The sequence below is a fragment of the Streptomyces sp. NPDC014991 genome (assembly GCF_043080665.1).
GTDB lineage: Bacteria > Actinomycetota > Actinomycetes > Streptomycetales > Streptomycetaceae > Streptomyces.
This window is the reverse complement of record NZ_JBIBVY010000005.1, coordinates 116,994-136,878: the sequence shown is the minus strand read 5'-3', so window position 1 is coordinate 136,878 and position 19,885 is coordinate 116,994. Positions and strand designations below refer to the sequence as shown.

General features: G+C 71.7%; 17 protein-coding genes. 9 read left to right on the top strand and 8 right to left on the bottom strand.

The genetic code is table 11. The annotated features are described in order from the left end of the window. Window positions 1-2: 2 nt before the first annotated feature. Both ACF1BE_RS11030 and ACF1BE_RS11025 read left to right on the top strand, forming a co-directional pair. Window positions 3-692, top strand: a complete 690-nt coding sequence (locus ACF1BE_RS11030) for a DUF402 domain-containing protein (protein ID WP_392198697.1) — start codon at window positions 3-5, stop codon at window positions 690-692. 307 nt (window positions 693-999) lie between these two features. Further along, window positions 1,000-3,093 (top strand): SpoIIE family protein phosphatase, encoded by a 2,094-nt coding sequence (locus ACF1BE_RS11025; protein ID WP_392198696.1) that lies wholly within the window; start codon window positions 1,000-1,002, stop codon window positions 3,091-3,093. A 74-nt stretch (window positions 3,094-3,167) separates the two neighbouring features. Here ACF1BE_RS11025 and ACF1BE_RS11020 read toward each other — a convergent pair whose 3' ends face one another. After that, window positions 3,168-5,513 (bottom strand): transglycosylase domain-containing protein, encoded by a 2,346-nt coding sequence (locus ACF1BE_RS11020; RefSeq protein WP_392198695.1) that lies wholly within the window; start codon window positions 5,511-5,513, stop codon window positions 3,168-3,170. Window positions 5,514-5,787: 274 nt separating this feature from the next. Here ACF1BE_RS11020 and ACF1BE_RS11015 point away from each other — a divergent pair, with 274 nt between their 5' ends. The 5 genes from ACF1BE_RS11015 to ACF1BE_RS10995 all read left to right on the top strand — a co-directional run bounded on the left by ACF1BE_RS11015 (window position 5,788) and on the right by ACF1BE_RS10995 (window position 10,579). Continuing rightward, entirely contained in the window at window positions 5,788-6,681 is an 894-nt protein-coding gene (locus tag ACF1BE_RS11015) for an SPFH domain-containing protein (protein WP_392198872.1), read from the top strand. Continuing rightward, the gene (locus ACF1BE_RS11010) at window positions 6,678-6,944 is read left to right on the top strand and encodes a hypothetical protein (protein WP_392198694.1); all 267 of its coding nucleotides are present in this window, start codon (window positions 6,678-6,680) and stop codon (window positions 6,942-6,944) included. Before ACF1BE_RS11015 ends, ACF1BE_RS11010 begins: the two co-directional genes overlap by 4 nt. A 94-nt stretch (window positions 6,945-7,038) precedes the next feature. Continuing rightward, window positions 7,039-7,563, top strand: coding sequence for a PadR family transcriptional regulator (locus ACF1BE_RS11005; RefSeq protein WP_392198693.1), 525 nt, complete (start codon window positions 7,039-7,041; stop codon window positions 7,561-7,563). Further along, window positions 7,560-8,249, top strand: coding sequence for an ABC transporter ATP-binding protein (locus ACF1BE_RS11000; protein WP_392198692.1), 690 nt, complete (start codon window positions 7,560-7,562; stop codon window positions 8,247-8,249). Before ACF1BE_RS11005 ends, ACF1BE_RS11000 begins: the two co-directional genes overlap by 4 nt. Continuing rightward, window positions 8,246-10,579 carry an ABC transporter permease gene (locus ACF1BE_RS10995; protein WP_392198691.1) on the top strand — a complete coding sequence of 778 codons (2,334 nt, stop codon included), beginning with the start codon at window positions 8,246-8,248 and terminating at the stop codon, window positions 10,577-10,579. Before ACF1BE_RS11000 ends, ACF1BE_RS10995 begins: the two co-directional genes overlap by 4 nt. A 66-nt stretch (window positions 10,580-10,645) precedes the next feature. Here ACF1BE_RS10995 and ACF1BE_RS10990 read toward each other — a convergent pair whose 3' ends face one another. After that, window positions 10,646-11,602, bottom strand: a complete 957-nt coding sequence (locus ACF1BE_RS10990; RefSeq protein ID WP_392198690.1) for a LysR substrate-binding domain-containing protein — start codon at window positions 11,600-11,602, stop codon at window positions 10,646-10,648. 133 nt (window positions 11,603-11,735) lie between these two features. Between ACF1BE_RS10990 and ACF1BE_RS10985 the strand changes: the two genes are divergently transcribed. Further along, complete coding sequence (locus ACF1BE_RS10985) at window positions 11,736-12,290, top strand: peroxiredoxin (protein ID WP_392198689.1); 555 nt, start codon at window positions 11,736-11,738, stop codon at window positions 12,288-12,290. Window positions 12,291-12,293: 3 nt separating this feature from the next. Next, window positions 12,294-12,827: an alkyl hydroperoxide reductase gene (locus tag ACF1BE_RS10980; RefSeq protein ID WP_392198688.1), complete on the top strand. Its 534-nt coding sequence runs from the start codon at window positions 12,294-12,296 to the stop codon at window positions 12,825-12,827. Between the two features lie 24 nt (window positions 12,828-12,851). Here ACF1BE_RS10980 and ACF1BE_RS10975 read toward each other — a convergent pair whose 3' ends face one another. From ACF1BE_RS10975 to ACF1BE_RS10950, 6 genes are all read right to left on the bottom strand, one after another. After that, complete coding sequence (locus ACF1BE_RS10975; protein WP_392198687.1) at window positions 12,852-14,228, bottom strand: AI-2E family transporter; 1,377 nt, start codon at window positions 14,226-14,228, stop codon at window positions 12,852-12,854. Between the two features lie 139 nt (window positions 14,229-14,367). Further along, entirely contained in the window at window positions 14,368-15,078 is a 711-nt protein-coding gene (locus ACF1BE_RS10970) for a transglycosylase SLT domain-containing protein (RefSeq protein WP_392198686.1), read from the bottom strand. 399 nt (window positions 15,079-15,477) lie between these two features. Next, window positions 15,478-16,803, bottom strand: a complete 1,326-nt coding sequence (locus tag ACF1BE_RS10965) for a PhoH family protein (RefSeq protein ID WP_392198685.1) — start codon at window positions 16,801-16,803, stop codon at window positions 15,478-15,480. A gap of 402 nt (window positions 16,804-17,205) precedes the next feature. Continuing rightward, a complete protein-coding gene (locus ACF1BE_RS10960) occupies window positions 17,206-17,979 on the bottom strand; it encodes an isoprenyl transferase (protein ID WP_392198684.1) in 774 nt (257 codons plus the stop codon). Between the two features lie 557 nt (window positions 17,980-18,536). After that, a complete protein-coding gene (locus ACF1BE_RS10955; protein WP_392198683.1) occupies window positions 18,537-19,325 on the bottom strand; it encodes a methyltransferase domain-containing protein in 789 nt (262 codons plus the stop codon). Between the two features lie 43 nt (window positions 19,326-19,368). Further along, window positions 19,369-19,878: a GNAT family N-acetyltransferase gene (locus ACF1BE_RS10950; protein WP_392198682.1), complete on the bottom strand. Its 510-nt coding sequence runs from the start codon at window positions 19,876-19,878 to the stop codon at window positions 19,369-19,371. Window positions 19,879-19,885 lie beyond the last annotated feature (7 nt).

The window sequence follows — 19,885 nt, the reverse complement described above, 5'->3', positions numbered from 1 at the left end:
GCATGGCGGACGACGGAGCGATGACACGAGCGGCGGCGGAACCTGCGACCTACTGGGCGCCCGGGACACAGATCCTGTGGCGTTACCGGGAGAACGCCGGCGAGCACGTCCACATCGCCCGGCCCGTCACCGTCGTACGGGACGACGCGGAACTCCTCGCGGTGTGGCTGGCCCCCGGCACCGAGTGCGTGAAGCCGGTGCTGGCGGACGGCACGCCCGTGCACCTGGAGCCGCTGGAGTCGCGCTACACCAAGCCGCGTACGGTCCAGCGGGACCGCTGGTTCGGCACGGGCGTGCTCAAGCTGGCCCAGCCCGGCCGGCCGTGGTCGGTGTGGCTGTTCTGGGATCCGGGCTGGCGGTTCAAGAACTGGTACGTGAACCTGGAGCAGCCGCTGGCCCGCTGGGCGCGCGGGGTGGACTCCGAGGACCACTTCCTGGACATCTCCGTGCATCCGGACCGCGGTTGGCACTGGCGGGACGAGGACGAGTTCGCGCAGGCCCAGCGCGACGGGCTGATGGACGCGGAGACCGCCGAGCGGGTGCGGGCGGCCGGCCGGCAGGCGGTGGAGGTGATCCGCGCCTGGGGGGCGCCGTTCTCGGACGGCTGGGAGCACTGGCGTCCGGATCCGTCCTGGGCGGTACCTTCTCTCCCCGAGGACTGGGACCGTACGCCCGCGCACGTGTCCTCATGAGACCCTTGATGCGCCCCCCGGCAAGAAACGTAGGATCGTCCTCCGCAAGGGCGCACCACAGCAACTCCCGGAGCAACCGCCGGGCTTGACCGAACGTCACCGAGGGGCGGCAGGACGTGAGCGAGGGGCACCACGGCACCACCGCGAGGACCTGCGGCGACACCGCCGCGGGCCGCGTGGACCTCGCCGCCGGCACAGGTACCACCCCCGACCACGCGGGAATTCCGTTCCTGGGGCACGTATTGCGGGTATCGGAATTTCGGCGGGTCCAACTGCCCTTGGCCCCGGACGGATGGATGCGACACGCGTGACGGAGCAGCCCACCTCCTTCGAACGCCCCCAGCCGGGCGTCGACCCCGCGGAGCGCCGCGGGGCACTCCTGCGTTCCCCGGAGCCCCTCGCCGCCCCGGCGTTACCGGTGCAGGCCCGGGCCGACGGAACGCCGTCCGCCACGGGCACGGCCACGCCCTGCGGCAAGGGACAGGACGGCAAGGGGAAGGAGCCCCCAGTCAACGGCCCCGAACACTCCCAGCCCGCCACCGCCGAGCCCGGCGCCCATCGCCCGCGGCCCGCGCCGGAGGCCATCCCGGCCCAGCCCGGTGCCGAGCAGGAGCGGACGCCGGACGGTGAGGAGCGCCGTACCGGACGGGGACTGCCGCCGGGGCGGCCGATGCCGATGCGGCGGGACGGGGACCGGCTGCGGTTCGTCGGCGCGGCCACCCGGCGGATCGCCCGCGGACTCGACCTGGACGAGATCGTGATGGGTCTGTGCCGGGCCACCGTGCCGACGTTCTCCGACGCCATCCTGGTCTATCTGCGCGACCCGCTGCCGGTCGGAGACGAGCGGCCCACGGGCCCGGTGGTGCTGCGGCTGCGCCGCACCGACCGGATCCCGGAGGAGCGGGACACCGAGGGGGCGCTGCTGCCGCCCGCGTTCGACCCGGAACCGGAGCCGACCACGCTGGCGGAGCTGTCGTCGCTGACCACCGAGCTGTGCGAGGTACGGCCGGGTGGCGCGCTGAACGAGGTGCTGCGCGGGGTGCGCCCGGTGTTCGCGGACGCGCCCGCCGCCCGGGCCGCGCTGCCGGAGCTGCTCGGTGAGGGCGGCGAGGCGGTCGTGCCGGGCGGGCAGCGCGCGATCCTCGCGCCGCTGCGCGGCCGGCGCCGGGTGATCGGCGCGGCCCTGTTCCTGCGCCGCCCGGACCGGCCCGCGTTCGAGGCGGACGACCTGCTGGTGGCGGCGCAGCTGGCCACCCACAGCGCGCTCGGCATCGACAAGGCGGTGCTGTACGGCCGTGAGGCGTACATCGCCGACGAGCTCCAGCGCACCATGCTGCCCGAGACCCTGCCCCGCCCGACCGGCGTCCGGCTGGCCTCCCGGTACCTGCCGGCGGCGGAGACCGCGCGGGTCGGCGGCGACTGGTACGACGCGATCCCGCTGCCCGGCAGCCGGGTCGCGCTGGTCGTCGGCGACGTGATGGGGCACTCCATGACGTCGGCGGCGATCATGGGTCAGCTGCGGACGACGGCGCAGACGCTGGCCGGGCTGGACCTGCCCCCGCAGGAGGTGCTGCACCACCTGGACGAGCAGGCGCAGCGGCTGGGCACCGACCGCATGGCGACCTGCCTGTACGCGGTGTACGACCCGGTCACGCACCGCATCACCATCGCCAACGCCGGTCATCCGCCGCCCGTGCTGCTGCACCTGGGCGGACGCGCCGAGGTGCTGCGGGTGCCGCCGGGCGCGCCGATCGGTGTCGGCGGAGTGGACTTCGAGGCCGTCGAGCTGGACGCGCCGGCGGGCGCGACGCTGCTGCTGTACACCGACGGGCTGGTGGAGTCCCGGCTGCGGGACGTGTGGACCGGCATAGAGCAGTTGCGGGAGAAGCTGGCCGCGACCGCGCAGCTGACCGGCCCGGACCATCCGCCGCCGCTGGAAGCGCTGTGCGACGAGGTGCTGGACATGCTGGGCCCGGGCGACCGGGACGACGACATCGCGCTGCTCGCCGCCCGCTTCGACGGGATCGCGCCGAGCGATGTCGCGTACTGGACGTTGCAGCCGGAGGACTCCGCCCCCGGGCAGGCCCGCCGGCTGGCCCGGCGCGCGCTGTCCCGCTGGGACCTGGAGGACCTGACGGACTCGGTGGAGCTGCTGGTCAGCGAGGTCGTGACGAACGCCGTACGGTACGCGTCCCGGCCGGTGACCCTGCGGTTGTTGCGCACGGACGTGCTGCGCTGCGAGGTCGGCGACGACGTGCCGCAGCTGCCGCGGCTGAGGCAAGCGCGGGCCACGGACGAGGACGGGCGCGGTCTGTACCTGGTCAACAGGCTGGCCCGGCGCTGGGGAGCGACCCGGCTGAGCACCGGCAAGGTGGTGTGGTTCGAGCTGAACCGGGGCTGAGCCCCACGGACACCGCCGACGGCGAAGGGCGCCCGGAGAACCGGGCGCCCTTCGCCGTCGCGCGTCCCGCGCCGCTACCGGTCGAGTGCGGCGTCGGGGACCGGGTCGAGCGGGTCCTCCGTGGCGGGGGTCGTCGGCGGCCGGCTCGTCGGCGTCTGGCTCGGGGTCTGGGACGGCGTCTGCGACGGGGTCCGGGACGGCGTCTGCGACGGGCTCTTCGACGGCGACGGGGACGACGGGGGCGCGCTGCTCGGCGTCCGCGACGGCGTCCGGGTCGGGGTGGTGGGCGTCCACGTCGGCGTCGGGGTCGGCTCGACGGCCGCGCCCTGGGTGGTGTCCAGGTCGAACGAGGCCCTGTCCGTCACGCCGAAGGTGTAGGCGGCCCAGATCTGCGCCGGGTAGCCGCCGCCGTTGATCCGGCCGGGCGCCGGGAGCAGGCCGGTGGCGCCCGTCATCGACACATGGGCCTGGGTCTTCAGGTCCTCGCCGAACAGGCCGACCGAGGTGACCAGGTCCGGGGTGTAGCCGGTGAACCAGGCCGACTTGTTCTCGTCGGAGGTGCCGGTCTTGCCCGCCACCTGCTGGCCGGCGCGCAGCGGGTTGTCCGCCACGGACCTCTTGGCCGTGCCGTCGTCCACCACGCCGGTGAGCACCGAGGTGACCGTGTCGGCGGTCGTACGGCTGATCACCTGGCCTCCGAGCGGGTCCGGCACCGGGAGGGGACGGCCCCTGTTCTCGGCCGCCTTGATGATCGTCGGTGTCACCTTGTGGCCGTGGTTGGCGAAGGTGGCGTAGATCCCGGCCATCTCCACCGGACTGGCGCCCATCGAGCCCAGCGTCTGCGCGGGCACCGCCTGCATGCCCTTGGTGTCCATGCCGAGCCTGCCGGCCGTGCCCATGACCCGGTCCATGCCCACGTCGACGCCCATCTGCGCGAAGACGGAGTTGACGGACTTGTTCATGGCCTGCTGGACGGTGATCTTGCCGTAGCTGACGTCGTCCTCGTTGGGCGGCGCGAAGCCGACCCGGGAGCCGTGGTTCACGACCGGGCGGCGGCTGGTGCCGTCGTAGAGGGTGTCGGCGTTGATCCGGGTGCCGTCCTGCGTGGTGGCGGCGCCGTCCAGGGCCGCGGCGAGGATGACCGGCTTGAACGTCGAGGCCGGCTGGTAGTCCCGGCGGGTGGCGTTGTCGAAGTAGTGCTCGTAGTAGTTCTTGCCGCCGTACAGGGCGACGATCCTGCCCGTCCGGGGGTCGACGGAGACGGCACCGGCCTGGATGGCGCCGTCGACCTTGCGCTTCTTCTTGTCGAGCTTGCTGGTCAGCTGGGTCTTGACGGCCCTCTCCAACGCGGCCTGCTTCTTGCGGTCGACGTTGAGGGTGATGGTCCAGCCCTTGTGGACGACCGCGTTCTCCGCCTGGGACTGGGTGAGTCCCTGCTGCGCCATGAGCTGCTGCTCCAGCTGCTGGTTGGCCAGCTCGACGAGGTAGCCCTTCTGTCCGCCGAGGCCCGGGGCGCCCTTGGGTTCCTCCGGCCGGGGGAAGTGCATGGCGGCGCGCTCGGCCTTGGGCAGCCAGCCCTCCTCGACCATGTTGTCCAGGACGTAGTTCCAGCGCTCGGTGACCAGCCGCTTGCCGGTGGGCGTGGCGACCGCCCAGTCGTACTGGCTCGGTGCCTGGAGCAGCGCGGCGAGGTAGGCGCCCTGCTGGACGGTGAGGTCCTTCGCGTCGATGTGGTAGTAGGCCTGGGCGGCGGCCTGGATGCCGTAGGCGCCGCGGCCGTAGTAACTGGTGTTGATGTAGCCCGCGAGGATGTCCTTCTTCGACGTCTCTCGCTCCACCTTCAACGAGATGACCAGTTCCTTCAGCTTGCGGGTGACGGTCTGGTCCTGGTCGAGGTAGTAGTTCTTGACGTACTGCTGGGTGATCGTGGAACCACCCTGTTTGCCCTTGCCGGTAAGCGTGTTGATCAGACCGCGGGCCGTCCCCTTCAGGTCGACGCCGGGGTCGTGGTAGAAGCTCTTGTTCTCGGCGGCGACGAAGGTGAGCTGGACCTTGCGGGGCACCTTGGAGAGGTCCACGATCTCGCGGTTGGTCTTGCCGTCGCGGGCCAGGACCGTGCCGTCACTGAACTTGTAGACGTTGCTCTGCTGCCGCGCGGCGGCATTGCCCTCGGGGATGTCCACGTACAGGTACAGCCCGATGAAGCCCACGACGACCAGCAGGCACACGCCGAAGAAGGTCCCGAGGATCTTCTTCCAGGTGAATATCCGGCGTATGAGGCTCCGGGCGGGCCTGCCGCCGGGGGCGGGTCCGATACGGGTCGGGTCCGTGGGCGCGGGGTCGGGCGTGGGGCGGCGGCGCCGGGGCGCCGCGCGGTGGCCGCCGCCCTGTCGCGCTCGTCTCTCTTCCGCTCGTCCCATGGGTCCCTACGCTCGCTTCCGTCTTGGGGTCAGCTCCGAAAGCTAACACCCCTCTATATGACAAAGGGCGTCTGATCCGTTCTTTTACGGACGTGACAATCAGCACCCGCCCCTAGGGAACCGACGGCAAATCGATGGCGCAGGGTTGCCTGACGGCTTAAAGTGATATCACTTAGCTAGTACCGAGCCCGGCGCGCACGCCGCCTGGCCTCGCCAGAACCGGGGGTCCCCTGTGTCCATATCCGAGCCGGCCGCCACCGCCGACATCCCTGACATGCCCGCCCCGAAGGTGCGGGAGTTCACCGCCCACAGCATCGGCGGCGGGCTCGCCCTGCTGCTCGGGCTGCTCGGCCTCGGCGCCGCGGTCGCCCTGTTCGCCGCCTCCGGAGCGACCTCCTCACCCGGCACCCGGGGCGGCCTCGTCACCGCCGGGATCCTCGTCCTCCTGGCGGCCGTCATCGCGATGCGCGGCCTGAACACGGTCGCACCGGGCGAGGCCCGGGTCGTCCAGCTCTTCGGGCGCTACCGGGGCACGATCCGGCAGGACGGCCTGCGCTGGGTGAACCCCTTCACCTCCCGCACCCGGATCTCCACCCGGGTGCGCAACCACGAGACGGCCGTCCTGAAGGTCAACGACGCCTACGGCAACCCGATAGAGCTGGCCGCGGTCGTGGTCTGGAAGGTCCAGGACACCGCGCAGGCCACCTTCGAGGTGGACGACTTCGCCGAGTTCGTCGCCACGCAGACCGAGACGGCCGTGCGGCACATCGCGATCGAGTACCCCTACGACGCCCACGAGGAGGACGGCCTGTCGCTGCGCGGCAACGCCGAGGAGATCACCGAGAAGCTGGCCGTCGAGCTCCAGGCGCGGGTCGAGGCGGCCGGGGTGAAGGTCATCGAGTCACGCTTCACGCATCTCGCGTACGCCCCCGAGATCGCCTCGGCGATGCTCCAGCGGCAGCAGGCGGGAGCGGTCGTCGCGGCCCGGCGGCAGATCGTCGACGGCGCGGTGGGCATGGTCGAGGCGGCACTGGCCCGGATCGCCGAGGCGGACATCGTGGAGCTGGACGACGAACGGAAGGCGGCGATGGTGTCGAACCTGATGGTGGTGCTGTGCGGCGACCGCGCCCCGCAGCCCGTCCTCAACACCGGAACGCTCTACCAATGACGGACCGCACGGACCCGGACTCCCCGAGGACGCCGGACCCTCCTGAGCCCCCGAAGCGCCGGCCGCAGCAGCGCAAGCAGGTGCTGCTGCGGCTGGACCCGTCGGTGTACGAGGCGCTGGCCCGGTGGGCCGGGGACGAGCTGCGGTCGGCCAACGCGCAGATCGAGTTCCTGCTGCGCAAGGCGCTGGCCGACGCCGGGCGGCTGCCCAAGGACACCGGGCCGCTGCCCCGCCGGGGCCGGCCGCCTGTGTCAGAACCGTGACAATCGGCCCCCACCTGCGGGGCCGTACCGCCTGCCACGGCCTGTCCACACGGTGTATACATCCCGCGTATACACCGTATGTAGAGTGCTTCGCATGTCCATCGGTCACACCCTCCTAGGACTCCTGGAGTCCGGCCCGCGCCACGGTTACGACCTCAAGCGGGCCTTCGACGAGAAGTTCGGTCACGACCGGCCGCTGCACTACGGCCAGGTCTACTCCACGATGTCCCGGCTCCTGAAGCACGGCCTCGTGGAAGTCGACGGGATCGAGACGGGCGGCGGGCCCGAGCGCAAGCGGTACGCCGTCACCGACGCCGGCGTCACCGACGTGGAGCACTGGCTCGCCACCCCGGAGAAGCCGGAGGAGTACCTCCAGTCGACCCTCTACACCAAGGTCGTCCTCGCCCTCCTCACCCACCGGGACGCCACCACCATCCTCGACACCCAGCGTGCCGAGCACCTGCGCAGCATGCGGATCCTGACCGACCGCAAGCGCCGGGGCGACCTCGCCGACCAGCTGATCTGCGATCACGCCCTGTTCCATCTGGAGGCCGACCTGCGCTGGCTGGAGCTGACCGCGGCACGCCTGGACAAGCTCGGGGAGGCGGTGGCCCGATGACTCCTCCGCCCGGCTCCCTGCTCACCGCCGAGAACCTGCGCAAGGCCTACGGCCCCACGGTCGCGCTCGACGGCGCCGAGTTCTCCATCCATCCCGGCGAGGTCGTCGCCGTGATGGGCCCGTCCGGGTCCGGCAAGTCCACGCTGCTGCACTGCCTCGCCGGCATCGTGCCGCCGGACTCCGGTTCCATCACCTACGACGGCCGTGAACTGGCCGGCCTGAGCGACGCCCGGCGCAGCGCGCTGCGCCGCAGCGAGTTCGGCTTCGTCTTCCAGTTCGGCCAGCTCGTGCCCGAGCTGACCTGCGTGGAGAACGTGGCGCTGCCGCTGCGCCTGAACGGCACCTCCCGCAAGGCCGCCGAGCGGGCCGCGCTGACCTGGATGGAACGCCTGGAGGTCGACGACCTCGGGGGCAAACGGCCCGGCGAGGTCTCCGGCGGCCAGGGCCAGCGGGTCGCGGTCGCTCGGGCGCTCGTCACCCAGCCGCGGGTGCTGTTCGCCGACGAGCCGACCGGCGCGCTGGACTCCCTCAACGGCGAACGCGTGATGGAACTGCTGACCGACGCCGCCCGCTCCACCAACGCGGCCGTGGTGCTGGTCACGCACGAGGCCCGGGTGGCCGCCTACTCCGACCGGGAGATCGTCGTACGCGACGGGAAGTCCCGCGACATGGAGCGCGCCGTATGAACGTGCGGCAGTGGGCCAGGGACCTCGGCATGGGCGTCCGGTTCGCCTGCACCGGCGGGCGCGAGGGATGGGTCCGGATGCTGCTGACGGCCGTCGGCGTCGGCATGGGGGTGGCCCTGCTGCTGCTGACGACCGCGCTGCCGAACGTGCTCACCGTGCGCCACCAGCGCGAGGAGGCCCGCCAGGACCTCACCTACAACGCGGCCGTCCCGCCCAGGAGCGAGCACACCGTCCTGGTCGCCACCACCGACACCAAGTGGCGCACGAAGGACGTCCGGGGCCGGCTGCTGGAGGCCGAGGGACCCCGGGCGCCACTGCCGCCGGGGGTGGACCGCCTCCCGGCGAAGGGCGAGATGGTCGCCTCGCCCGCGCTGAAGGAGCTGCTGGCCTCGGACGGGGCGAAGCTGCTGCGGGAGCGGATCCCGTACCGGATCACCGGCACGATCGGTGAGCCCGGGCTGATCGGATCGCACGAACTGGCCTACTACGCCGGAGCGGAAGGCCTGGTGGTGAGGCCGGACAGTTCGTCGGTGCTGCGGCTGACCGCGTTCGGGGACCCGCACCCGACGACCGAGCGGGCCGACCCCGTGCTCATCCTGATGATGCTGGTCGTGTTCGTGGTGCTGCTGATGCCGGTCGCCGTGTTCATCGCCGCGGCCGCGCGGTTCGGCGGCGAGCGGCGCGACCGGCGGCTGGCCGCGCTGCGGCTGGTGGGCTCCGACAGCCGGATGACCCGCCGGATCGCGGCCGGCGAGGCGCTGGCCGGAGCACTGCTCGGCCTGGTCGTCGGTGCGGTGTTCTTCCTGATCGGACGTCAGGTGGCGGGCTCCGTCGAGGTGCTGGGCGAGAGCTTCTTCCCGAGCTACCTGAACCCCTCGCCCGCGCTCGTCGCGCTGGTGGCGGTCGCGGTCCCGGCGTCCGCGGTGCTGGTGACGCTGCTGGCGATGCGCGGGGTGGTCGTCGAACCGCTCGGTGTGGTGCGGGCGGCCAGGCCGGCCCGGCGGCGCCTGTGGTGGCGGCTGCTGCTGCCGGTGGCGGGCCTGGCGATGCTGTATCCGATGATCGGCAACGGCCGCTCCCACGGCGACTTCAACCAGTACCTGGTCATCGGCGGGGTGATGCTGCTGCTCGTCGGCGTGACCGCGCTGCTGCCCTGGCTCGTGGAGGCGGTCGTGGCCCGGCTCGGCCCGGGCTCGGTGTCCTGGCAGCTGGCCGTCAGGCGGCTCCAGGTGAGCAGCGGTTCGGCGGCCCGGATGGTCAACGGCATCGCCGTGGCGGTGGCCGGGGCGATCGCGCTCCAGATGCTGTTCGCGGGCGTGGAGAGCCAGTACACGCAGGAGACCGGCCGCGACCCCGGGCGGGCGCAGATGGAGGTCGACCTCTCCGGCCGGACGCAGGTGCGGGCCGCGGGGCGGGAGTTCGAGCGCACCAAGGGCGTCAGGGCATCGGTGGCGATCTCCACCGGCGGGCTCGGCGACCGGCGCCGCGACCCCGAGGACACCACGGCTGTCACCGTCGGCGACTGCGCGGCGCTGCGCGAGCTGGCCCACCTGCCGTCCTGCCGGGACGGCGACGTGTTCGCCGTGCACGGCGGCAACGGCGACGAGGGCCTGCGCGCCCTGCGGCGGTCCGGCGGGCACGGCTTCCTCGATCCCACCTACTCGGACGCCGAGCGCGGACGCGAGATCCCCTGGACGGTGCCGGCCGCGTTGCCGCAGGTCAGCATTCGCAAAGACGCGCTGAACACCGGCGTCGGCGGCCTGCTGGCCACTCCCTCCGCCCTGCCCGCCGCGGCCACACCGACGATGTACAGCCAGGTCTACGTCCGCATCGACCCGTCCGTGCCGGACGCGGAGGAGTACGTGCGGAACACGGCGGCGCGGGTGGACCCCCTCGCCACCGCGTGGCAGTGGTCCTCGACCCAGCAGTCCCGGAAGTACACCTCGCTGCGCACCGGCCTGTTCGTCGGCGCGGTCGGTGTGCTGGCGCTGATCGGGGCCAGCCTGCTGGTCTCCCAGTTGGAGCAGTTGCGTGAGCGGCGCAAGCTGCTGTCGTCGCTGGTCGCCTTCGGCACCCGGCGCCGCACGCTGGGCCTGTCGGTGCTGTGGCAGACGGCGGTGCCCATCACGCTGGGCCTGCTGCTGGCCTCGGGGGTGGGCCTGTCCCTCGGCGCGGTGCTGCTGAGGATGACGGCCACCTCGGTGTCCGTCGACTGGGCGAGCGTGCTGTGGATGACCGGAGCCGGCGCGGCCGTGGTCCTCACCGTCACCCTGCTGAGCCTGCCGCCGCTGGTACGGCTGATGCGGCCGGAGGGGCTGCGGACGGAGTAGGCGGGCCGGAACGCGTCAGGGCTCCTTCCCGGGGGCCGTCTTCCCGGGAAGGAGCCCTTCCGCGTCTCAGACGTCGCCGTCCACGACCCGCACCGGCAGGGCGCGCAGTGCCTCGCGCAGGGCCGCCGCCAGCTCCTCGTACTCGGCGGCGCGGGCGGCGCCGGCCCGCATCGCGAAGGCGACGCGGCGGCTGGGGGCGGGTTCTGCGAAGTAGCCCGTCAGCAGTTGGCTGCTGCGGGCGGTCTCCAGCCTCTGCGCGGTGCGCGGCAGGAGTGTGCAGCCCAGTCCGCCCGCCACCAGCTGGACCAGCGTGGACAGTCCGGCGGCCGTGGTGGTGACCGGCGCGTCCGCGCGGCCGGCCTCCCGGCAGATGTCCAGGGCCTGGTCGCGCAGGCAGTGGCCCTCGTCCAGGAGCAGCAGGTTCAGCTCCTTCAGCGCCTCGCGCGGGATGCCCTCCCGGCCGCCGAGCGCGTGGTCGAGCGGGGTGACGAGCACGAAGTCCTCGTCGAACAGGGGCAGTTCGACGACTCCGGGGACGCCGAGCGGCACGGCCAGCAGGAGCAGGTCGAGCCGGCCGGAGTGCAGGCCGTCGACCAGGCTGGCGGTCTGCTCCTCGTGCACCTGGAGATCGAGGTGCGGGTAGCGTTCGTGGACGAGCCGCAGCACGGCGGGCAGCAGGTAGGGCGCGACGGTGGGGATCACCCCGAGGCGCAGCACCCCCGTGAAGGGCGCCCGGACCGCCTCGGCCTCCTCCAGCAGGGCCCCGACCGCGTCCAGCACCGCCCTGGCCCGTACGGCCAGCCGCTCCCCCGCCGGTGAGAGCAGTACCTTGCGGGTCGTACGCTCGAGGAGGGTCACACCGAGGGTCTCCTCGAGCGCCGAGACCGCGCCGGACAGGGCGGGCTGGCTCATCCCGATGGCCGCCGCGGCGTCCCGGAAGTGCAGGTGCTCCGCCACGGCGGCGAAGGCCCGCAGCTGCGCCAGGCTGGGCTGCCGCCGCTTGGTTCCGTTACTGATGGTCACTGATAGCCGCCTCCGATCAACACGACCGAGTGTAGCTATTTCACTAATCAATGCACCCTGTGCCAACATCAATAACGTCCAACCCAATGGGAAACGCCCCAAAAGGGAAGTTTCTTCGCTGCAAGGAGAGCGTGTGCTCACTGTCGGTGACAAGTTCCCCGAGTTCGAACTGACCTCCTGCGTCTCGCTGGAGAAGGGTCGGGAGTTCGAGCAGATCCACCACAAGTCCTACGAGGGCAAGTGGCTGGTCGTCTTCGCGTGGCCCAAGGACTTCACGTTCGTGTGCCCGACCGAGATCGCCGCGTTCGGGAAGCTGAACGACGAGTTCGCCGACCGCGACGCTCAGATCCTCGGCTTCTCCGGTGACTCCGAGTTCGTCCACCACGCGTGGCGCAAGGACCACCCGGACCTGACCGACCTGCCGTTCCCGATGATGGCCGACTCCAAGCACGAGCTGATGCGCGCGCTGGGCATCGAGGGCGAGGACGGCTTCGCACAGCGTGCCGTCTTCATCGTCGACCCCAACCACGAGATCCAGTTCACGATGGTCACCGCCGGTTCCGTGGGGCGTAACCCCAAGGAGGTCCTGCGGGTCCTGGACGCCCTCCAGACCGACGAGCTGTGCCCGTGCAACTGGAGCAAGGGCGAGGAGACCCTTGACCCGGTCGCGCTGCTGGCTGGTGAGTGACCCATGTCGCTCGACTCCCTGAAGTCCCGGGTACCGGACTACGCCAAGGACCTGAAGCTCAACCTGGGCTCGGTCATCGGCAACTCCGAGCTGCCCGCGCAGCAGCTGTGGGGCACGGTGCTGGCCACCGCCATCGCCTCCCGCTCCCCGATCGTGCTGCGTGAGCTGGAGCCCGAGGCGAAGGCCAACCTGTCGCCCGAGGCGTACACGGCCGCGAAGGCCGCCGCCGCGGTGATGGCGATGAACAACGTCTTCTACCGCACCCGGCACCTGCTGTCCGACCACGAGTACGGCACCCTGCGCGCGGGCCTGCGGATGAACGTCATCGGCAACCCGGGCGTGGAGAAGGTCGACTTCGAGCTGTGGTCGTTCGCGGTCTCCGCGATCAACGGCTGTGGCATGTGCCTGGACTCGCACGAGCAGGTGCTGCGCAAGGCCGGCGTGGAGCGCGAGGCCGTCCAGGAGGCGTTCAAGATCGCCTCCGTGGTGCAGGCCGTCGGCGTCACCCTCGAAGCGGAAGCGGTGCTGTCCGAGTAGGACAGCCGCTCACCGGAACCCCGCTCACCCTCCGTGGGCGGGGTTCTCCGCGTGTTCGAGGGGGACCTCCTCGGGGGAGGCATCGGGCGTTCCCTCGCCGGCCTCCCCCTCGGCCTCGGCGGACCCGTCCGGCTGGTCCTCGGGTACCGCGTCGTCATGCATCTCCTGGGCGTAGGTCCGCAGATAACCGACCACCGTGTTCGTCACCGCCACCAGCGGTACGGCCACCACGGCGCCGCCGATGCCGGCCACCATGCCGCCGGCCGCCACGGTCAGCACGACCGCCAGCGGATGGACACGGACCGCGCGGCCCAGGATGAACGGCTGGAGGACGTGCCCCTCGATCTGCTGGACCGCGAGGACCACGACGAGGGTCATGACGGCGGCGAAGACACCCTGTGTCACCAGCGCCACGATCACCGCGAGCGCGCCGGAGGCCACCGCGCCCACCAGCGGGATGAACGAGAACAGGAAGATGAAGACGGCCAGCGGAACGGCCATCGGCACGTCGAGGAAGTAGATGCCGATGCCGATGAAGATGGCGTCGATGAGGGCGACCAGGACCGTGCCGCGGACGTAGGCGGTCAGGGTGCGCCAGGCGCGCGGGCCGGCGCCGGCCACGCCCGGACGGGCGGCGGCGGGCACCAGCTTCAGGAACCACTGCCAGATGCGCTCGCCGTCGTAGAGCAGGAACAGCGTCGAGAAGAACACCAGCAGGATGCCGGTGAGGGCCTCCACGATGACCTGGACGCCCTCCAGGCCCGCGGACGTTATCTGGTCGGCGTTGGCGCCGATCGCCTCACGCAGGTTCTTGGCGATCTGGTTGATCTGCTTGTCGGTGACGTGGAACGGGCTCTTCAGCAGCCAGTTGCGCAGATCGTCGATGCCGCTCTGTATCTGGGTGGAGAGCGTGTCGATGTTCTCCATGACCTGCCAGGTCACGAACCAGCCCATCAGGCCGATCACGACGAAGCCGAGGACGGCGGTCATCGCGGTGGCCGGGCCGCGCGGCACCCCGCGCCGCCTGAGCCGGGCGACCGTCGGCTGGAGCAGCGCGGTGACCAGCAGGGCGATGACGAAGGCGAACACCACCAGCTGGATGGCGCTGATGACCCGCATCAGCACCCACACGGTGCCGGCCAGCACCAGCAGCCGCCAGCCGGCCTCGGCGGCGACCCGCACACCCCAGGGAACGGCCTGGGCCGGGTCGGGGCGCGGGCCCGGCGGAGGCACGGGCCGGCGTACGGGCGGGGCCGGCTCCTCGGCGGGCGCCTCGGCCCGCCTGCGCCGGGCGGGCCCGGTGCCGTCCTTCTCCACCTCCGCGCGGCGCTCGTCGAGGCGCTCGCTCATCTCGGTGAGGCCGGCCCCGAGCCGGCCCAGCCACCCTGGTACTCGCGACATGTCCGTCCTCTTCCCCCGCGTCCCCGGGTGCTAGCCACCACTCCCCCCTGGAGTCGTTCCGGTACGACCGTACAGGGCGAAAGCCCCTCCCCCGAGGACGGGGAGGGGCTGCGCGGGGTCGAAACGTGTACCGGCCGGCCTAGTACCAGTGGTTGGCCTGCCAGAACGACCAGGCCTGGCAGGGGCTGCCGTAGCGCTCGTTCATGTAGTTGAGGCCCCACTTGATCTGGGTGGCCGGGTTGGTGCGCCAGTCGGCACCGGCGGAGGCGTACTTGCCGGCGGGCAGGGCCTGGAAGAGACCGTAGGCACCGGAGGAGGCGTTCACCGCCTGGTAGTTCCAGCTGGACTCGTGGTCCACGATGTTGCTGAAGCACTGGAACTGTCCGCCGGCCACCATCTGACGCGCCATCGCCTGGATCTGCGCCGCGTTGTAGCTGGTCTGGGTCGGGAAGCTGGAGGAGTCGCGGACGTCGTCGCGGCTGGCCGCCGCGGCCTTCGTCTCGGCGCGCTCCTTGGCCGCCTTCTCAGCGGCCTTGGCCGCCTGCTCGGCGGCCTCCTTCTTCGCGATCGCGGTCTCGGCGGCGGCCTTGCGGGCCGCTTCCTCCGCGTCCTTCTTGGCGCTCGTGTCCGCGGCGATGGCCTGTGCGTCGGCCTGCTGCGTGAGGGACGCGGTCTGCACCTGCGCCTGCTGAGACGCGGGGATGTCCGCGAGGAGCGTCGCGTCGGCTGCCGTCGCCTCGGCGTCGTTGGTCTGCGCGGTGCTGCCCGAGGCAACACCGACGACGCTTCCGACAGCGGTGACCGCGGTGGCCGAGGCCACTGCGAATCCCCGGACCGAAATCCGGCTCACACGGTTTCCTTCCAGCACCGTCCGCTTCGGTGACCCTGGCGGACGCGATCGTGCCCCTGACGCTGGCCTCCCAACTGCGTGGTCACGGGAGGCGCGGGCCCGGTGGGCAACTCCCCGGAAGGGAGTGCCGCGTGATGCTCGGGCGGCATACGGCGTCGTTATGGAGTTGAAGGTGCTGCTTTGGTGCCATACCGCTGGGGGTACACGTGTGCCGTATGCGGGGCCTGACAGGACTGAGACTCTGCCGTAACCCGATGGCAGGTGGCAATTCTGTGTTGCGTGTGAAAGCTCACATCCCGTTTGCGCCCCGGGATTTCAGGAAACCGCCACACACGAAGGCGCCGCCCGGCTAGGCTCTTGTGCCTTTGCCGGACGGCGCCAAGTGGGCGTCGACCAGGATCAGATGTGGCCGTCCTCCAGCATTTCGGTCACAAGCGCCGCAATCTGGGACCTCTCGGAACGTGTGAGGGTGACGTGCGCGAAGAGGGGGTGCCCCTTCAGCTTCTCGACCACGGCGACGACACCGTCGTAACGGCCGACGCGCAGGTTGTCCCGCTGTGCCACGTCGTGGGTCAGCACCACCCGCGAGTTGGCGCCGATCCGGGACAGGACGGTCAGCAGCACGTTGCGTTCGAGCGACTGTGCCTCGTCCACGATCACGAACGCGTCGTGCAGCGAGCGCCCGCGGATGTGGGTGAGCGGGAGCACCTCGAGCATCCCGCGCGCGGTGACCTCCTCGATGACCTCGCGGCTGGTGACCGCGGAGAGGGTGTCGAAGACGGCCTGCGCCCAGGGGCTCATCTTCTCGGCCTCGGAGCCCGGCAGGTAGCCCAGCTCCTGCCCACCGACCGCGTACAGCGGGCGGAAGACCATCACCTTCTGGTGCTGGCGGCGCTCCAGGACCGCCTCCAGGCCCGCGCACAGCGCCAGCGCCGACTTGCCGGTGCCTGCCCGGCCACCCATCGAGACGATGCCGACGTCCGGGTCGAGCAGCAGGTCGAGCGCGATGCGCTGCTCGGCGCTGCGGCCCTTGATGCCGAACGCCTCCCGGTCCCCGCGCACCAGGCGGACGTTGCCGTCGGCGGCGACCCGGCCGAGCGCCTTGCCGCGCTCGGACTGGATGGTCAGGCCGGTGTGCACGGGGAGGCCGGCCGCCTCCGGGACGTACGCGTGTCCTTCCTCGAAGAGGACGTCCACCTGGTCACCGGGGAGGGTGAGTTCGGACATCCCGGTCCAGCCGGAGTTCTCCGTGATGGCGAGTTCGGCCCGGTACTCCTCGGCGAGGAGACCGACCGAGGACGCCTTGATCCTGAGCGGCAGGTCCTTCGACACGACGGTGACGTCGTACCCCTCGGCCTGGAGGTTGCGGGCGACCGCGAGGATGCGGGAGTCGTTGTCCCCCAGGCGGTAGCCGCTGGGCAGCACGCTGGGGTCCGAGTGGTTCAGCTCGACACGGATCGTCCCGCCGAGTTCTCCGATCGGGATGGGGGCGTCGAGGCGGCCGTACTTCACCCGGTAGTCGTCCAGCAGGCGCAGCGCCTGGCGGGCGAAGTAGCCGAGTTCGGGGTGGTGCCGCTTGGCCTCCAGTTCCGTGACCACCACGATGGGGAGCACGACCTCGTGCTCGTCGAAGCGGGTCAGGGCGTTCGGGTCGGCCAGCAGGACGCTGGTGTCGAGGACATAGGTGCGCCGGTCTGGCTTGTGGCGCTTTGTGCTGGTCACCACGGAAGGACGTACCCCCTCGGATGAGGTCGGGGAGCGACGGAGTGGGAGCAGTGCCGGGAGGGCGGGGAGGGTGGGGAGACACAGTCCGGCAGGGCGCGGATGTCCATGCCGGTCGACGACCGCCCCGCGTGGGGCCGGCGACCGGCCCTCCGCCTCTTCGTCCGTGCCGTGACCGCACGATCGGGCTGGTGCAAGGGGCCTCCCGGGCGGACGGCCCCGAGCCGCCCGCTGAGATCCGACACCCGTGGTTCGGGTGTCGACCTGTCTGGACTATGCCCTCGAACACGCGCCGCCATGCAAATGCGGCCAACAGCGCGACGGTGAACTCCTTCCCACGGCCGCCCCGACCGGGGCGCACGACAACGCCCCGTCACCGGCGGGTGACGGGGCGGGGCCGGCGGGTCAGCCGCCGTACCGGCGGTGACGTGCGGCGTAGTCGCGCAGGGCGCGCAGGAAGTCGACCTTGCGGAAGGCCGGCCAGAAGACCTCGCAGAAGTAGTACTCGGAGTGCGCGGTCTGCCAGAGCATGAATCCGGACAGCCGCTGCTCGCCGCTGGTGCGGATCACCAGGTCGGGGTCGGGCTGGGCACCGGTGTAGAGGTGCCGGCCGATCATGTCGACGTCGACGGAGTCGGCGAGCTCCGCCATCGGCACGCCCTTGTCCTCGGCGTCGAGCAGCATGGAGCGCACCGCGTCGGCGATCTCCTGCCGGCCGCCGTAGCCGATGGCCACGTTGACGACTATGCCGTCGATGTGGGCGGTGGCCTCCTCGGCCTCCTTCAGGGTGCGCTGCATGCCCGCGGGCAGCAGGTCGAGGGTGCCCACGTGGTGGACGCGCCAGCGGCCGTCGGCGGCCAGGGTGCGGACGACGTCCTCGATGATGCCGAGCAGGGGGACCAGCTCGTCCCGCGGCCGGTCGAAGTTGTCGGTGGACAGCAGCCACAGGGTGACGACCTCGACGTCGGTCTCGGAGCACCAGCCGAGGAACTCCTCGATCTTCTCGGCACCGGCCCGGTGCCCGTGGACCGTGCTGGAGCCGCTGGCCTTCGCCCAGCGGCGGTTGCCGTCCATGATGACGCCGATGTGCTTGGGCACCTGAGCGTGGTCCAGGTGGCCTTCCACCCGGCGTGCGTAGAGCCTGACGAGCAGGCCGCGCAGCTTGTCGCGCAGGTTCACGTGACCCTCCGGGGGTTGGGCGCGGAGCAGGAGTGCCGGAGCCGTTGAGCCTACCCCTGCCGAAGGCCTGGTTCCGGCCCGGGCCTTGGGGGCGGGTTCGTACGGTTTCGCCGCCGGGCGGGACCGCCGGGGCCGGCCGCTGCCGCGTGGCGCGGTCCCCGCCGGTGAGGACACCGGACCCGTGCCGGACGGTTCCGGTACGGGGAGGTTCCGGCGCGGGGACGAAAAAACGGGCCGGTCCGTGGGGGGGAGACGGACCGGCCCGAGGGGGGGTTTCCACCATAACCCTTCGTAAGTGATGGTGGGTGCATCGGCGCGGAACAACTACTCTCCGGAATCATCCGGCGACGCCCCGGTGGGGGCGGAATGCGGGATTCAGCGGTGTCGCATGACCGATACAGAGCAGAATCCCAGGCGGATCCAGCCGAATGCACGTGCTTTCGTAAGGATTGAGCCATCTTGGGAAGTGTCGACGTGGTGCCCTCCTGATCCCCCCGTCGGGCGACGCCGTCAGCGAACGGTGACTTGACGGTTCCGCTGCCGGCCCGCGTACGGGCTCACCGGCCGACCCGCTTGCGCACGTCGAAGAGATGCCGGGTGCTGTGCGCGACGAACGGCCCGTGCGTCCCGATGCGCGCGTGCAGCTCCCGCAGGCGGGGCTCGTACGCCTCGACGGTGAAGCCGGGGACCATCCAGACCACCTTGCGCAGGAAGTGGACGACGGCGGCGACGTCATGGAACTCCATCCGCAGCCGCTCCGCCCGCAGCCCCACCACCTCCAGGCCCGCCGCCTGGGCACCGGCCCGCTCCCGCTCCGGGTCGCGCCCGGCCCGCACCTCCGCCGGCTGCGGGCCGAGGAAGTACTCGACCAGCTCGAAGACGCTCGCCGGACCCACGTGCTGGGCGAAGTACGTGCCACCGGGCCGCAGCACCCTGGCGATCCGGTCCCAGTGCGGGCGCACCGGGTGCCGGCTGAGCACCAGGTCGAACGCCTCGTCGGCGAACGGCAGCGGCGCGTCGTCCGGCGCGGCGACCACCACGACACCGCGTGGCCGCAGCAACGCCGTCGCTGCGGCCACGTTCGGCGGCCAGCCTTCCGTCGCCGCGACCAGCCTCGGCCGGGCCGGCTCCGCCCGGCTCAGCGCGAAGTCCAGCACCTCGCCGCCGCCGGTCTGGATGTCCAGCGCGGCCTCGGCGCCGGCCAGCCGCTCCCCCGCCGACCGGGCGTACCCCCACGAGGGCCGTGCCTCAGCGGCCCGCCCCTCGAACCACGAGAAATCCCACCCCTCGGTGGGCACGGCAGCCCCTTCGGCCACGAGGTCCTCGAACGAGCGGTTCACTGCCATGCCGCCATGATCCCAGCCCACGGCCGGGGGAACCGGCCGCCCGTCAGGCGGGCGGTCCGGCCGGCGGTGTCCCCCAGGTCGCCGGGGCGGGCTCCCCGAGGGCCAGCAGCACGTGCTCCCGCTCCCCGTGCCGGTCCGTGCCGATCCGCTCGAAGCCGTGTCTCTCCAGCAGCCGGACGGAGGCGGCGTTGCCGGAGAACGGGTCGGCGTACAGCGGACGTACGGGCTCCAGCTCCAGGAAGAGGCCGAGCGCGCGGGTGCCGATGCCGCGGCCCCAGTAGGGCCGTCCGAGCCAGTACCCGACGAACCGGCGCCCGTCGGCGGTCCACGACACGACGCTCCCAGCCACCTCCCCGCCGACCGTGACCGTCCGCACCAGGCAGTCGGGGTCGGGGAGCACCCGCTCCCGCCAGTGCCGGAAGAAGTCGTCCCGCGGCCGGGGGACGAACGTCGAGCGCCGGACGGCTTCCGGGTCGTGCTCGTAGACGAAGAGGACCTCCAGGTCCTCGTCCAGGACGTCCCGCAGGGCCACCGTCTCGTGTACGTCGGTCATGCGGCGC